12 protein-coding genes are annotated in these 15347 nt (G+C 64.6%); 4 read left to right on the forward strand and 8 right to left on the reverse strand.

All coding sequences use genetic code 11. The annotated features are described in order from the left end of the window. From FNA46_RS22425 to FNA46_RS22435, 3 genes are read right to left on the reverse strand one after another with little or no spacing between them, the layout of a single operon-like run. Entirely contained in the window at positions 1-666 is a 666-nt protein-coding gene (locus tag FNA46_RS22425; RefSeq protein ID WP_143127447.1) for a glutathione S-transferase family protein, read from the reverse strand. Beyond that, complete coding sequence (locus FNA46_RS22430) at positions 663-1508, reverse strand: aromatic ring-hydroxylating oxygenase subunit alpha (protein ID WP_143127448.1); 846 nt, start codon at positions 1506-1508, stop codon at positions 663-665. Before FNA46_RS22430 ends, FNA46_RS22425 begins: the two co-directional genes overlap by 4 nt. Continuing rightward, the gene (locus FNA46_RS22435) at positions 1505-2155 is read right to left on the reverse strand and encodes a Rieske 2Fe-2S domain-containing protein (protein WP_143127449.1); all 651 of its coding nucleotides are present in this window, start codon (positions 2153-2155) and stop codon (positions 1505-1507) included. Before FNA46_RS22435 ends, FNA46_RS22430 begins: the two co-directional genes overlap by 4 nt. Positions 2156-2935: 780 nt before the next feature. Between FNA46_RS22435 and FNA46_RS22440 the strand changes: the two genes are divergently transcribed. From FNA46_RS22440 to FNA46_RS22455, 4 genes are all read left to right on the forward strand, one after another. Continuing rightward, a complete protein-coding gene (locus FNA46_RS22440) occupies positions 2936-4696 on the forward strand; it encodes an ABC transporter permease (protein WP_143127450.1) in 1761 nt (586 codons plus the stop codon). A gap of 21 nt (positions 4697-4717) precedes the next feature. Continuing rightward, positions 4718-6049: an ABC transporter ATP-binding protein gene (locus FNA46_RS22445; RefSeq protein ID WP_143127451.1), complete on the forward strand. Its 1332-nt coding sequence runs from the start codon at positions 4718-4720 to the stop codon at positions 6047-6049. A gap of 151 nt (positions 6050-6200) precedes the next feature. Continuing rightward, positions 6201-7268 carry a sensor histidine kinase gene (locus tag FNA46_RS22450; RefSeq protein ID WP_143127452.1) on the forward strand — a complete coding sequence of 356 codons (1068 nt, stop codon included), beginning with the start codon at positions 6201-6203 and terminating at the stop codon, positions 7266-7268. Continuing rightward, on the forward strand, positions 7261-7902 hold the full coding sequence (locus FNA46_RS22455) for a response regulator transcription factor (RefSeq protein WP_143127453.1): 642 nt from the start codon (positions 7261-7263) through the stop codon (positions 7900-7902). Before FNA46_RS22450 ends, FNA46_RS22455 begins: the two co-directional genes overlap by 8 nt. Positions 7903-7933: 31 nt before the next feature. Here the strand turns inward: FNA46_RS22455 and melA are convergent, their stop codons facing one another. From melA to FNA46_RS22480, 5 genes are all read right to left on the reverse strand, one after another. Then, the gene (gene melA, locus FNA46_RS22460) at positions 7934-9307 is read right to left on the reverse strand and encodes an alpha-glucosidase/alpha-galactosidase (protein ID WP_143127454.1); all 1374 of its coding nucleotides are present in this window, start codon (positions 9305-9307) and stop codon (positions 7934-7936) included. Between the two features lie 16 nt (positions 9308-9323). Next, positions 9324-10991 (reverse strand): ABC transporter ATP-binding protein, encoded by a 1668-nt coding sequence (locus FNA46_RS22465; protein WP_143127455.1) that lies wholly within the window; start codon positions 10989-10991, stop codon positions 9324-9326. Positions 10992-11002: 11 nt separating this feature from the next. Then, complete coding sequence (locus FNA46_RS22470) at positions 11003-12127, reverse strand: ABC transporter permease (RefSeq protein WP_425468796.1); 1125 nt, start codon at positions 12125-12127, stop codon at positions 11003-11005. Between the two features lie 10 nt (positions 12128-12137). Next, positions 12138-13145 carry an ABC transporter permease gene (locus FNA46_RS22475; RefSeq protein WP_143127457.1) on the reverse strand — a complete coding sequence of 336 codons (1008 nt, stop codon included), beginning with the start codon at positions 13143-13145 and terminating at the stop codon, positions 12138-12140. 103 nt (positions 13146-13248) lie between these two features. Continuing rightward, positions 13249-15336 (reverse strand): ABC transporter substrate-binding protein, encoded by a 2088-nt coding sequence (locus tag FNA46_RS22480; protein WP_143127458.1) that lies wholly within the window; start codon positions 15334-15336, stop codon positions 13249-13251. Positions 15337-15347: the final 11 nt, after the last annotated feature.

Genomic DNA, 15347 nt, shown 5'->3' on the forward strand with positions numbered 1-15347 from the left:
TCAGGCAGGCTCCCCTTCCGCGCCATGAACGGGCTCCGGCTTCAACTCGTGCAGGCGGTGGATGCCCGGCATCTCGATGAAGCCCGGCAGGGCGCGGACGGCCCGCAGCCACAGGCGGATCGACGGATAGGGATCAAGCGACACGCTGCCATCCGGTGCCAGTGCCACATAGGGAAAGCAGGCAATGTCGGCGATCGTCGGCCTGTCGGCGACCAGGAAGCGCTCGCCGCGCAGGCGCTGTTCGACGAGCGCCGCTTCCAGCTCCCTCAGCGCCGCGATACCGGCGGCCTGCAGGGCGGCCAGATCGCCGGGGCGCAGCAGCATTTCGCAGAGACGCGCGCCGCCGAGGCTTGCGGTCAGCCGCTGGGCGAAGGAAAGCCACTGCTCGGTGCGGGCAGCCTCGGCGGCCGTGTCGCGGCCGAGCCAGTCCGAGGATTTGAGGCTCGCCAGATAGACGAGCATGGCAGCACTCTCCGTCAGGCGCAGGTCGTCATCTTCCAGGATCGGGATCGAGCCGGCGGGATTCAGCGCCAGAAGCGCGGGGGTACGATGCTCGCCGCCCGGATGAAAATCCACCGCGCGCAGTTCCAGCGGAATGCCGAGAAGGGCCGCCAGCAGGCGCACCTTGTAGCAGCTCGGCGAGAGGATGTAGTCGTAAAGCTTCATTGCGCCACCAGTTGCGCGCCATAGGTATAATTGTGCCGCTTCAGCCAGCGCCGATAGGCGACGGAGGTGAGATCGGCGCGGGTGGGAATTTCCATGCCCGGATCGAGTGGCAGGCGGCGCGGGATCTGGTTTTCCAGGATCGAGCGGTCCTGCAGGAAGATCATCTGCTGGAAATGGATGAGGTCGGTCATGGGGGTGACGTCGTCATAGAGCGCCATCCAGGGCCAGACGTCGCAGAGCTCCTCGGTCAGCGGCTGCACGAAGAGGGTGATCACGTCCCATTCGCCGGGGCGTGCAGGGCAGGTCTTGTAGAGCACGGAGCAGGTCGGCGCCGGCACGCGGTACATGTAATCGGTGGTGATGCCGCCGGCGGCGGACTTGGCGGCCTGCGGCTGGTAGAATTTCACCTTGGTCGCCCAGACCTCGTCTTCATGCTCGCGGATTTCCACCTCGTAGCGCTCCACCTCCGTATGCGGTTCGGCGCCGAGGATGTCGGTATGGACGAAGGGGAAATGGGCGATGTCGAGAAAGTTCTCGACAGCGCGCAACGGCGAGCAGCGCACCCGCACGACACCCACCTCCACCAGACGCCGGCCGGGCTGGTCGGCCTCCGGAATGGCAAACAGCGGCTTGTCCGGCTGTCCGAGCGAGGTCCAGACATGGCCGTGACCGATGACCACCGGAAGTCTCCGGCCATCGGCGGTTTCGACGACAATCTCGCCGCCCTCGCTCTCATGGAGGCGGATCGGCTCACCCATCAGCAGGGTCTGCTGGCCGTTCGCATCCACCTTGCTGCGCAGTCCGACCGGATACCATTCGTCACGCATTGCGCCGATTGTCATGCCGCAGCCTCCGTGGTTCCGGTTTCCGCCGCACGGCGCAGCGTTTCGGCGGCACGCGACACGGCAATGCGCTGGTCGAGCGTCGCATCGGCCGGCGCCAGCAGGTGGATGAGACTGGTGCCCTCGGCCTGCTCGGCGCACAGCAGAATGACGGCGCTGCCGGCAAGCGTGCCCTTCAGGATCCCTGGCCCAGCGCTTTCGCCGCCAAGCGTCCGAGAGATCACATCGCGGGAGACGGCAAAGGACAGGGAGCGAAGCGGCACAAAGCCCGGAAAATCGGGCGGCAGCGATGGATCGTCCGCGCGTGCGCGCCAGATCACGCCGCCTGCTTCCAGCACCGAGCCCGTCGCCACGCGGATCGAGGCCGGCGGCTCGAGATCCGGATGGGCGGGGATGCGCAGACAGCGGCCGCCCTGATCGTAGCTCCAGCCGTGATAGATACACGACAGCGCCTCGCCGCGCACGAAGCCGTGCGACAGGCGCATGCCGCGATGCGGACACCGGTCGGCGGCCAGCGAAAGCGTGCCGCCGACGCTGCGCCAGAGGGCCATCGGCCCCTCCGGCGTCCAGATCGGCATCACCGTCGCCGGTGGCAGATCCTCGGAGAGCGCAAGCGGGGTCAAGGGCGCGGCGTCTGTCGATGGCATTGCAGTCACTTCTCACGTACTGACGACGGGCAATCCGGAAGGGGCCGCTCTGCGCGTCACGGGGTGATCGGCAGTTATGCATATCGTTTTGGCAAATTCAACAATGGCTACAAACTAGGCAACAGAAACATTTTGATCGCATGAGATTTGCGGGTGTCGGCTTGCCTGACGATCAGGCCCCCCGTTTGTCAGGGGTCTTACGCCGCCGACCGGAGCGCGATTATACCTCCGTATAACGGGCCTGCACCAAGGCCTCATTGACCGGGCTACGCCCGCGTGCCATGACCGGCCTGTCTTCGCAGTGCACCATGCCTGCGACGACGATGCCAACAACTGATCAAGAAGCAGATGGACAGCTACCCTAGTCGCTGTCCGGTTGCGGCATCAGGCCGCCACCGGATGGTCATCATCAGACCCTGGACCGCCCACGGCTCGAACCGTCGGGTGCAGACCGGTCGGGCCTAGCCTGTCCGGCTCGCCCCTCGGACCCGCCCTGGCGGACTGAAGAGGTGAGCCATGAACACCACGATTATTGACGGCGGCCGAACCGCCCTTGCCTTCCTTTTTCCGTATCGACAGCTTCGCGCGTGCCTTTGTCCCGCTCGATCGTGCAGCGTCGTCTGAGCCGCCGCGCGCCGGCGTCACTCGGCATCCCGTCCGCTGCAGGATCGCAGACGGCATGTTTCTCCCTTTCTTTACGGTCATGCCGCATCATCCTGATCAGCCTCTTCCTGAGGCCAGGGGCGGATCACGACCTTTCTTTCGTCCATGAGGATTCACATGGTCTTTCTTTCCCATGATCGCCGCGGACACAGCGCCGTTGCCGCCCTGGCGCGCGCCCGCATTCTGCCGAACCTCTATGATCTGGTGGCGCTCGCCGCCCTGGCCGCCATTGCGGTGCTTGCCCTGCATGGCGCGGCCGAAATGCGTGCACCCCTCGAGGGGCTCGATTCGGCCCCGCTCGTGCTCGATCCGGCGCGGTTGCCGGAATATGCGCTGCGCACAACGCTGCGCATGTTTGCGGCCATTGGCGCCTCGCTGGTCTTTACCTTCGTGGTAGCAACTCTGGCCGCCAAAAGCCGGCGGGCCGAGATGATCATCATTCCGGCGCTCGACATCCTGCAATCGGTGCCGGTGCTCGGTTTCCTCACCTTCACGGTGACCTTCTTCATCGGCATCTTTCCCGGCAGCCAGCTCGGGGCCGAATGCGCGTCGATCTTCGCGATCTTCACCAGCCAGGCCTGGAACATGGCCTTCTCCTTTTACCAGTCGCTGCGCACGGTGCCGCGTGACCTGCAGGAGGTCGCCCGCGGTTTCGGCCTGACGGCCTGGCAGCGCTTCTGGCGGCTGGAAGCTCCCTTTGCTGCGCCCGGTCTCGTGTGGAACACCATGATGTCGATGTCCGGCGGCTGGTTCTTTGTCGTCGCCTCGGAAGCGATCACCGTCGGCAACACCACGATCCAGTTGCCGGGCCTCGGCTCCTGGCTGGCGGTGGCGATCGACAAGCGCGATTTCGCCGCCGTCGGCTGGGCTGTCTTCGCCATGGGCGTCGTCATCCTGCTTTACGACCAGTTCCTGTTCCGCCCCATCGTGGCCTGGGCCGACAAGTTCCGTGTCGAGCAGACCGCCGGTCAGGACAAGCCCGAATCCTGGGTCTACAGCCTCATCAAGCGCACGCGCCTGCTGAAGCGTCTGTTCTGGCCGCTTGGCCGGCTCTGGCAGAGCCTGATGCTGATGCGGCTTCCCTCGGTGATGCCGTCCGCGCCGTCTGCCGGCCGCAGCGAAGCGCGCACCAGCCGTGTTCTGGACTGGGCGTGGCTCTGCCTGATCGTGGCCGGCGGTGCCTGGGGGCTGTGGACCGCCTTTGCCTATGTCAGCCAGACCCTGACCCTTGCCGATGCCCGCGAAGCCTTTGCCGGCGGGGTGGTCACCCTTCTGCGGGTGATTGCGCTGATTGCGGTCGCGAGCGTCATCTGGGTTCCGATCGGTGTGTGGATCGGCCTGCGGCCAGCCGTTGCCGAACGGGTGCAGCCGGTGGCGCAGTTCCTGGCGGCCTTTCCGGCCAATGTGCTCTTTCCCTTTGCGGTGGTCGCCATCGTGCGCACCGGGGTGGACCCGAACATCTGGCTGGCGCCGCTGATGGTGCTCGGCACCCAGTGGTACATCCTGTTCAACGTCATTGCCGGAGCGAGCGCCTTCCCGACCGATCTCAAGGAAGCCTCGTCGGTCTATCAGGTCCGCTCCTGGCTCTGGTGGCGGCGGGCGATCCTGCCGGGGATCTTCCCCTATTATGTCACCGGCGCGCTGACGGCGTCCGGCGGCTCCTGGAACGCCAGCATCGTTGCCGAGGTGGTCAGCTGGGGCAATACCAAGCTCGAGGCTTTCGGCCTCGGTTCCTACATCGCCCGGGCGACCGAGGCGGGAGATTATCCGCGGGTGGTGCTCGGCATCGCCGTGATGTCCCTCTTCGTCACCCTGCTCAACCGCGGTCTCTGGCGTCCGCTCTATGTCTTTGCCGAACGCCGCCTGCGTCTCAACTGATCCTTCCGGGGAGTGATCACCATGGAAACCACCGTTCTCCTCAACAACACCGAAATCACCGCCGCTGCACCGCTGGTCCAGGCCCGAAAGGTTTGCCAGGTTTATGACAAGGGCGCTGCCGGCTCGCTGGTCGTCCTCGACAATGTCGATCTCGACCTTCGCCCCGCCGAGGTCGTCGGCCTGCTCGGCCGCTCCGGTTCGGGCAAGTCGACACTGCTGCGCGCCATTGCCGGCCTGATCCGTCCGAGCACCGGTGACATCACCTTCGAGGGGCGCCCCGTCACCGGTCCGAATGCCGGCATCTCCGTCGTCTTCCAGAGCTTTGCCCTGTTTCCCTGGCTGACCGTTCTGCAGAATGTAGAGCTTGGCCTCGAAGCACAGGGTGTCGGCCCGGAGGAACGGCGCAAGCGGGCGCTGGCCGCAATCGACCTGATCGGTCTCGATGGCTTCGAAAGCGCCTATCCGAAAGAACTTTCCGGCGGCATGCGCCAGCGCGTCGGGCTGGCCCGGGCGCTCGTCGTGCGTCCGCGCGTGCTTCTGATGGACGAGCCCTTCTCGGCGCTCGACGTGCTGACGGCCGAAACGCTGCGCACCGACCTGCTCGATCTGTGGTGCGAAGGCCGCATGCCGATCGAATCGATCCTGATGGTGACGCACAACATCGAGGAAGCGGTGCTGATGTGCGACCGCATCCTGATCTTCGGCTCCAATCCCGGCCGGGTCGTCGCCGAAATCCGTGTCGACCTTCCGCAGCCGCGCAACCGCCTCGACCCGGCCTTCCGCATGCTGGTGGAGGACATCTATGCCCGCATGACCGCCAGAAGCACGGCGCCGACCCGTGAAGGCCTGTTCCGTGGCACGGGCATCGCGCTCGAACTGCCGCGCGTCTCGACCAACCTGATGTCGGGCCTGATCGAGAAGGTGGCTGCCGAACCCTGTCACGGGAAGGCGGTGCTTTCGCCGCTGGCCGCGCATCTGCACATGGAAATCGATGACCTGTTTCCCGTTGCCGAAACCCTGCAACTGCTGCGTTTCGCCGATCTGGAAAGCGGCGAGATCCGGCTGACGCCTGCCGGCATGCATTTTTCCGACAGTGATGTCGACGACCGCAAGCGTCTGTTTGCCCAGCAGCTGGCAACCTTCGTGCCGCTGGCCGCCCATATCCGACGCATTCTGGACGAGCGCCCGACGCACCGGGCGCCTGCCCGCCGCTTCCGCGACGAGCTGGAGGATTACATGTCGGAAGAGCAGGCCGACATCACGCTGCGCGCCGTGACCAACTGGGCGCGTTACGGTGAATATTTCGCCTATGACGAGGATGCGGATCTGTTCACGCTCGAAAATCCGAGCTGATCCGCCACGTGCAGCCGGCGGGCCGTCACGGCCCGCCGGAGCGGTCTTCCCCTGCCGGACAGGTCGGGAGATACCGTTGCAGGAAGACCATTGCCTGTGACACTGTCTTGCGGATGCGAACCGAGAAAACAGCCGGCACGGGAGGGCGATCATGGTGCGGTATCTGATCGAGGCGCCGCTTCTGTGGCTCTCAGTCACTCTTCTTGCCAGTGGCGTGTTCGTTGCCGATACGCTGACGGACCGCGAGATTGCCTTTGCCGTTCTCTATGCTGCCGTCATTCTGGTTTCGGTGCGGGCCGGCAGGCCGCGCGCCATCCTGACCGTCGGCAGCCTCTGCGCCATTCTCACCATCGTCAGCTATGTGCTGACCAAACGGGGCGCGCAGGAATCCGGCCTGATGAACTGCGTGCTGAGCCTGCTTGCCATCGGAGCCACCACATTCCTCACCATGCGCATCGAGGTGGTGGAGGCGCGCACACGGCTGGCGCAGGCAGCACTGGCACGCATGTCGCGGCTGACCACCATCGGCGAGCTTGGCACCTCCATCGCGCATGAGGTGAGCCAGCCGGTCACCGCGATTGCAGCCAACGGCAATGCGGCCCTGCGCTGGCTCTCCGCCGCGCCGCCGAACCTTGAAGAGGCCGAAAGCGCCATCCGGCGGATCGTGCAGGATGCGGAGCGGGCCGGCGAGGTGATTGGCCGCGTGCGACGGCTGATTGCCCGCGTGCCTCCCTCGCGCGATCCCATCGATATCGTCGAGGTGATTTCCGAGGCGCTGGCGCTGGTGCGTGCCGAGCTGCGCAACCACGATATTCTGCTCAGGACCGAATTTGCGACCGACCTGCCGCCGGTCACCGGTGACCGCATCCAGATGCAGCAGGTGGTGCTGAATTTCCTGATGAATGCCATCGAGGCCATGGCGGGCGTCGATCCGGCGCGGCGTGATCTGCTCGTCTGCGCGGCACGCGACGACCGCACGATCACCGTCAGCGTGCGCGATACCGGCACCGGCCTGCCCGGCTCCGGTGCGGACGGCCTGTTCGAAGCCTTCCAGACGACCAAGCCGATGGGCATGGGCATGGGGCTGACCATCAGCCGCTCGATCATCGAAGCCCATCGCGGCCGGATCTATGCCGCTGCCAATTTTCCCCACGGCGCGGTGTTCGGCTTTACCCTGCCAATCATCCCCGTTTCGAAAGGAGAGACAGCCGATGGGTGAGCGCCCCACGGTCTATGTGATCGACGACGACGAATCCGTTCGCGCCGGGCTCGACAGCCTGCTGCGCTCCGTCGGCTATGACAGCCACGGCTTTGCCTCGCCGCGGGCGTTTCTCGCGCATCCGCCCGTAACCGGGCCGAGCTGCCTCGTTCTCGATATCCGCATGCCCGATGCCAGCGGCCTCGATTTCCAGGACGAGCTGGCGGCGATGGGCCGATGCATTCCGATCGTTTTCCTCACCGGCCATGGTGACGTGCCGATGTCGGTCAAGGCGATGAAGGCCGGTGCCGTCAGCTTCCTGCTGAAGCCGTTTCGCGAACAGGACCTGCTCGATGCGATCCGCGAGGCCCTGGACCGAGACCGTGCGCGGCTGCGGCAGGACGATCAGGCCTCCGAACTGCGCGAACGCTTCGCCACGCTGACGGCGCGCGAGCGCGAGGTGATGGCGCGGGTGGTTGTTGGCCGCCTCAACAAGCAGATCGCCGCCGAGATCGGCCTCAGTGAGGTGACCGTGAAGGTGCATCGCGGCCATGTCATGCGCAAGATGCAGGCCGACACGGTGGCCGATCTGATCCGCATGGCCGACCGCCTCGGGATCGGCGCGGCGTGCGGATCAGAACCCGGCGCGCGATAGGCGCACGCCGGCTTCGGGTTTGCGGGATGCGTCAGCTGGCCTTTTTCTGAAGCGTGGGGTTTTGCGTCCATTCCGGCAGCCAGTCGCGATGGGCAATGAGCAGGTCATCGACCAGCGACCAGATCTGGTCGAGGTCGAGTTCGGCGGACGTATGCGGGTCCATCATCGCGGCATGATAGATGTGCTCGCGGTTTTCGCTGATCAGCGCCCGCACCGTCAGTTCCTGCACGTTGATGTTGGTGCGGATCAGCGCCGTCAGCTGCGGCGGCAAATCCCCGATGAAGGTCGGCTGGATGCCGTTATGGTCCACCAGGCAGGGCACTTCCGCCGCGCAATCGGTCGGCAGCGAGGTGATGCAGCCATTGTTGCGCTGGTTGCCGTAGATGACAGAGGGTTCGCCGGTCCACACCGAGTTGATGATCGATGAGGCATATTCCTTCGACTGCTTGACCTCGATGCGATCGGCGGAGCGGTATTCGGCGGCCTGCGCCTTCCAGCGGTCGATCTGCTCGATGCAGCGCTTGGGATATTCATCGAGCGGAATGCCGAACTTCTCGATCAGATCCTCGCGGCCCTCCTTGATGAAATAGGGCGTGTATTCGGCAAAATGCTCCGAGCTTTCGGTGACGAAATAGCCGAGACGGGTCAGCATCTCGTAGCGCACCTTGTTCGGGCAGCGCGGGTTCCAGCCGGGTTTGGGTGCACGGCCCTCGCGATAGGCGCGCACGAGATCCGGATAGAGGCTGCGATAGCTGCCGTCCTTCTGTCGATGTTCGAATTCCAGGAAGAAGGCCATGTGGTTGATGCCGGCGGACCGATAGCGGATCTCCTCGTAGGGGATGTCGAGATCGTGGGCGAGTTCCATCGCCGTGCCCTGCACCGAGTGGCAGAGCCCGACCTGGCGGATCTCCGGGTATTTTTCAGCGATCGCCCAGGTGTTGATCGCCATCGGGTTCACATATTGCAGCATGATGGCCCTGGGGCAGACGGCCATCATGTCCTCGCAGATCTTCCAGAGGTGCGGTACGGTGCGAAGCCCCCGCATGATGCCCCCGACGCCGAGCGTATCGGCAATCGTCTGGCGCAGGCCAAATTTCTTCGGAATCTCGAAATCGGTGACGGTGCAGGGCTCGTAACCGCCGATCTGGAAGGCGACGACGACGAAATCGGCCCCCTGAAGGGCGCGGCGCTGATCGGTATAGGTTTCCGCCTTGGCCTTGACGCCGAGCGTCGCGATCAGCTTGTTGACGACGATGGCGCTTTCTTCCAGTCGCTGCGGATTGATGTCCATCAGCGCAATGGTGGCCTCCGAAAGGGCGGGCCTCTGCAGCACGTCGCCGACGATGTTCTTCATGAACACCGTGGAGCCGGCGCCTATGAACGTGATCCTGGGTTGTCTTGCCATGTCATTCCTCCTGCAATCAGGCAATGTCGAAGGCGGCCTTGACCAGCCGCCGGGTGTAGTCGGTCTTCGGGTTGGACAGCACGTCGGCCACGGCGCCTTCCTCGACGATCCGGCCGTGCTGCATGACGATGACGCGGTGGCAGAGCGCCCGCACCACCTTGAGATCGTGGGAAATGAAGAGGTAGCTGAGGCCCCGCTCGTCCTGCAGCTTGCGCAGGAGATCGATGATCTGCGCCTGCACGGAGAGGTCCAGCGCCGAGGTCGGCTCGTCGAGCAGGATGAATTCCGGTTCCAGCGCAATGGCGCGGGCAATCGCGATACGCTGGCGCTGGCCGCCGGAAAACTCGTGCGGGAAGCGGGAAAGGATGTCGACCGGCATGCCGGCGGCGTTCAGTGCGTCCTGCACCCGTTCCATCCGTTCGGCCCGGCCTTTTCCGATCCCGTTGACGATCAGGCCCTCCTCGATGATCTGGCCGATCGTCATGCGCGGATTGAGCGAGGCGAACGGGTCCTGGAAGACGATCTGCATGCGGGCGCGCAAGGGGCGCATCTCCTTGCGCGTGCGGCCATCGACGCGCTCGCCATCGAAGGTGATCTCGGCCGCTACAGGCTCGTTCAGACGCAGCAGCGACTGGCCGAAGGTGGTCTTGCCCGAGCCGGACTCGCCGACGATCCCCAGCGTCTCGTGGCGCCGGAGCGTCAGGCCGAGGCTGTCGACCGCCACCAGTTCGCGCAGATCAGGCTTGAAGAAGCCGCCATGCCGCATCATGAAGGACACCTTGACCCCGCGCGCCGTCAGAAGCGGTGGGGCATTGTCCGGCAGCGGCGAGGCGCTGCCATGCGGCTCGGAGGCGAGCAGCTTCTTCGTGTAGGCATGGCGCGGGCGGACAAAGATTTCTGCCGTCGTGTTGTGCTCGCGCATCTCGCCATGCTGCATCACATAGACGTAGTCGGAGAATTTTCTGACGATGGTGAGGTCATGAGTGATCAGTACCACGGCCATGCCGCGCGCCTGCTGCAGATCGCGGATCAGCTGCAGGATCTGCGCCTGCACCGTCACGTCGAGTGCCGTCGTCGGTTCGTCGGCGATCAGCACGTCCGGATCGTTGGACAGCGCCATGGCGATCATCACGCGCTGCCGCTGGCCGCCGGAAAGCTGGTGCGGATATTGTTTCAGCCGCGCCTCCGGCTCCGGGATCTGCACCTGGCGCAGGAGATCGAGCGCACGCGCCTCGGCCTCCGCCTTGCCGATCCGCGAATGGACGCGGATCGCTTCAACGATCTGGCTGCCGATCGTATAGAGCGGATTGAGCGAACTCATCGGCTCCTGGAAGATCATCGAGATGCGGTTGCCGCGCAATGCCCGGCGTGCGCGCGGCGAGAAGTTCAGGATGTTCTCGCCATTGAAGGCGATCCGCGCCGTTGGCGCGATCGTCGCGCGCTTGGTTAAAAGGCCCATCACCGTGCGGGCGGTGACCGACTTGCCGGAGCCGGATTCGCCGACGATGGCGATGGTTTCACCGCGGTAGAGCTGGAAGGAAATGTCCTTCACCGCCTCCACATGACCATGCTCCACCTTGAAGGTGACGGCGACATGGCGTGCATCGAGAATGGGCTCGCCCTTGCGGGCCTCATGGTCGAGGCGGGTTTCGGGGGCGTGAGGGTTCAACCGGACGACAGCCATGGACAGGCTCCTCAATAGGGATCGACGGCATCGCGCAGACCGTCGCCCAGCGCATTGAAGGCGAAGACGGCGACGAGCACGAAGGCGACGGGCGAGAGAATCCAGGGATAGGAACCGATCACCGAATAGGTGGCGGTGTCCTGCAGCATCAGGCCCCAGGAGATCAGCGGCGGCTTGACCGCGAATCCCAGGAAGCCGAGGAAGGATTCGAGCAGGATGACGGTCGGGATATGCAGCGTCACCGCCACGATCACATGGCTCATCACGTTCGGCAGGATGTGCTGGAAGATGATGCGCCGGTCGGTGGCGCCGACCGCGATCGCGGCCCTCACGTATTCGATGCGAGCAAGCGCCAGCGTCTTGCCGCGCACCTCGCGCGACATCTGCGCCCAGCCGAGCGCCGACATGACGACCACCACGAAGGTGAGGAAGACCTGCGTCGGTGCCGTCACGGGGATCAGCGAGGTCAGCGCCAGGTAAAGCGGCAGCTGCGGGAAGGCCAGCACGATCTCCACGAAGCGCTGGATCCAGGCATCGGCCGCGCCGCCGAAATAGCCGGAAATCAGACCGACGCTCGTGCCGACGAGTGTGACTATGGCGACCACGCTGAGCGCGATCGCCAGTGAAATGCGCGACCCGTGGATGGCGCGTGACAGCACGTCACGCCCGAACTTGTCGGTGCCGAGGACATGGACGGGCTCGCCGTCGAGGGTGCCGAAGAGGTGACGGTCGGTGGCAACGAGGCCGAACAGTCGGTATTCCGCCCCCTTCACGAAGAAGCCCAGGAGGCGCGGATGGTCGAGATCCGGTCCGACCACCGGCTGGAAGGTCACGGGGTCCAGGTCGCCGGTCTCGGCGGTCGCATAGACGCGGGGACGCCAGGTGAAGCCGCCCTCCTTGTCACGAAAGCTGATGACCTGTGGCGGCGAGAAGCTTTCGTGTGTCTCGACCGGGTTCATCGGTGCGACGAAATCGGCAAACACGGCAATCAGCACCAGCAGCGCGACGAGGACGAGCCCCATCATGCCGGTAAAGGAGCGGCGGAAGCGCCGCCAGACCAGAGCGGCATAGCTTTCACTGCGGCGGGAGGCATGGCCGCGGTCCGCAGCAAGGGTGTCGGTCTTGATCTCGTTCATGGCCAGCATCTCACGCTCTCCCGAATTGGCGCACGCGCGGGTCAAGCAGCGCAAGCAGCAGGTCTGCGATGATGTTGCCGACCACGAGCGTTGCCGCGAGCACCATCATGAAGGTGGCGGTCACATAGACATCGCCGACCGCCATGGAGCCGACGATGGCGGGGCCAACGGTCGGCAGCGCAAAGATGATGGCGGTTTCGATTTCGCCGCTCAGCATGTAGGGCAGAACGACACCCTGATACATGACGAGCGGATGCAGCGCGTTCGGCACCGCATGGCGCAGGATCACCGCGCTCTCCGGCAGGCCCTTGGCGCGGGCGGTTTCGATATACTGCGCGTTCAGCGTGTCGAGCAGATTGCCGCGCATCACGCGCATGTTGTAGGCGAGGCCGCCGAACACGGCGATGGCGACCACCGGCCAGACATGGTGCACGAGGTCCGCGAATTTTGCCCATGACCAGGGCGCGCCGCCATATTGCGGCGAGAAGAAACTGCCGATCTCCGACACGTCGAAATGGAAGACCATCAGGTAGACCAGCACCAGCGCCATCAGGAAGCGCGGAATGGTCATGCCGAGGAAGGAGACGGCCGAGAGAAGGTTGTCGACCCAGGAATATTGCCGCGTTGCCGCCCAGATGCCGAAGGTGATCCCGAACAGGGAGGCCAGGATATGGCAGACGAGCGCCAGCGCCAGCGTGCGTGGCAGGCGTTCGCCGACAACCTCCGCCACCGGCTTGTTGTAATAGAAGCTGTAGCCGAAATCGCCGCGCGTGACGATGCCGGTGATCCAGTTGAGATATTGCACCGCCATCGGCTGGTCGAGGCCATGTTCCACGCGATAGGCCTGCGCCTGGGCCTCGGCCTGTTCGTACGAGGCGCCACCCTGGTTCATCAGCTGCGAGCGGATGTAATCGGCATAGTCGCCGGGCGGCGCCTGGATGATCGCGAAGGTGACAATGCTCAGGATCAGCAGCACCGGCACGGCCGAGGCGATCCGCGTCAGGAGAAATCTCGGCATGGCTTCCTCTCTGCCTTGCAAGGGCCGCGGGACGCGACCTTTCCGATGTCCCGTCCGGCCGCGCACCACGCGCGGCCGGCAGTCCTTTTCTCAGGGAGGAGCCTTAGTTGGTCGGGCCACCGTCGCCCGGCTTGCCGGGCAGCTGCTGCGGGAAGAGTTCGTACTTGCCCTGCTTGTCGGCCGCGACCCAGACCCTCTCGCGCATGATCGAATCTTCCGCCCAGTTGAACATGTAGATCGGCGTGCCGGGCGGAATGTTGGAGAAGCGCTTGTTGATGATCAGCGCCCCCGGATATTCCGTCAGGCCGATGGTGTAGAGGTTCTGGGTCGAGATCTTCTGGTACTGCTTCATCAGGTCCGCCCGCTCGGCATTGTCCTGCGAGGCGATGAAGCGGTTCACCAGATCGGCCATCTGCTTTTCGAAGGGCAGGATGTCGAGGTCCTTGCCTTCCGGCGCGCGGTGGTTCCAGCTGGTGCGCGGGCCGACCGGCGCCAGCTGTTCGGTGTTCTGGACGACGGAGGCCAGTTCCGAGCTGTTGCGCCGGACCGCCCAGTCGAAGCGCCCTGCATAATGGGCGGCGTCGCGCTGGTTGGAATCGAGCGCATTGATGACGACGCGGATGCCGATCTTCGCCATCTGGCCGACAAGCCCTTCCGCCAGGCTCTTGTCGGTGGTGTAGCCATTGTTGACGAGCAGCACGATCTCGACATTCTTGCCGCCGGCGGTGCCCTTCGGGAAGTTGACGAAGCCGTCATTGTCGGTATCGACCAGCCCCAGCTTTTTCAGTGCCGCCTTCGCCTCTTCCAGATTGTAGGGATAATAGACGGTCGAGGCGCGGTCGTAGAAACTGGTGCCGGAGGACAGCCCGCCCGGATAGATCGCGGTGAACGGCCCCTTGACCAGGCTGTCGCCGACGGCCTTGCGGTCGATGGCGGATGTCACGGCCTGGCGGAATTCCAGGTTGCGGTTCAGCTCGCGCACCGCCTGTTCGCGCTCGTCCGGCGAACCCCAGCCATTGGCGGAAAAGTTCATCAGCAGGCTGTAGCCGATCAGCCGCGGGCCGAAGGCAAGCCGTGCCGGGGCGCTCGGTTCGGCCGCACGCTTCAGCGAAGCCACGAAATTTTCCGGCTGCTCCAGGTTGGAAATGTCGCCGGAGCCCGCGACCGCCTGCACGTCGCGATCGGCCCAGGTGGACAGCTTGAAGTGGACTTCATCGAGGTAGGGCAGCTGCTGCCCCTTCTCGTCCACCTTCCAGTAATAGGGGTTGCGGCGCATCACGATGATGTCGTCCGGCCGGTAGGCCACCGGCACCCAGGCGCCCATCACCGGCATGTTCATATATTCCGGAGGAAACGCGTTCTTGAACTGGTCGTAGGTGTTCTTCGAATATTTCGGATGCTTGGCCTTCAGCAGATGGGCCGGTCCGGGGCAGAAATTCGGATAGGCCATGGTATAAAGATACTGCTTGGGGAAGGCGGCCTTGAAGGTCCATTCGACGGTGTAGTCATCGACCTTGCGCAGCGTTGTGCCTTCGCCAAAAGCTTCCGGCGAGGCGCCGCCGCCCAGCGGCGAGACATTCGGGTCGATGACGCCGTCCTCCCAGTAGAACATCACGTCATCGGCGGTGAAGGGCACCCCGTCCGACCATTTGGCGCCCTTCACCAGATGCATGGTGAGCTTGTGGCCATCTGCCGACCATTCCCAGCCCTTGGCGAGGTTCGGCAGCGGCTCGGTATCCTTGGCGTCCACCTGGAACAGCGGCGCGGTGCGGGTCAGGCATTCCGAGAGAGCGATGTCAATGCCGCCCCAACCCTGGCTCTGGCCGGCCATATAGTTCCAGCCTTCGGGGCGCCCGCCAATGACATGGCGCATCGTATCGCCATAAACGCCTGCCCCATCCGGCATGTTGCCGATCTTGTAGACGAGCGGTTCTGCGGGCAGGCGCTCCTTGAGCGGCGGCAGCTTGCCTGTCTTCTCGAACTTGTCGGCCACCCAGGCCGGCTCGCTGTAGGATGGCAGCGCCTTGAACTCCAGAATGGAATCGCGCGGCACATAGGTGATCTTGCCCTGCGCGGGAAACGGCGGCGGCTCCGGCGGCGGGCTGGTCTCGAAGGCTTGCGCCTGAAGTGCGAAGACCGAAACGCCAAGACCGAGCGCGGCGATCCTGCTGATCTTTCCGTGGTATTGCATCCTGTCCTTCC

This window comes from Affinirhizobium straminoryzae (assembly GCF_007004135.1).
GTDB lineage: Bacteria > Pseudomonadota > Alphaproteobacteria > Rhizobiales > Rhizobiaceae > Neorhizobium > Neorhizobium straminoryzae.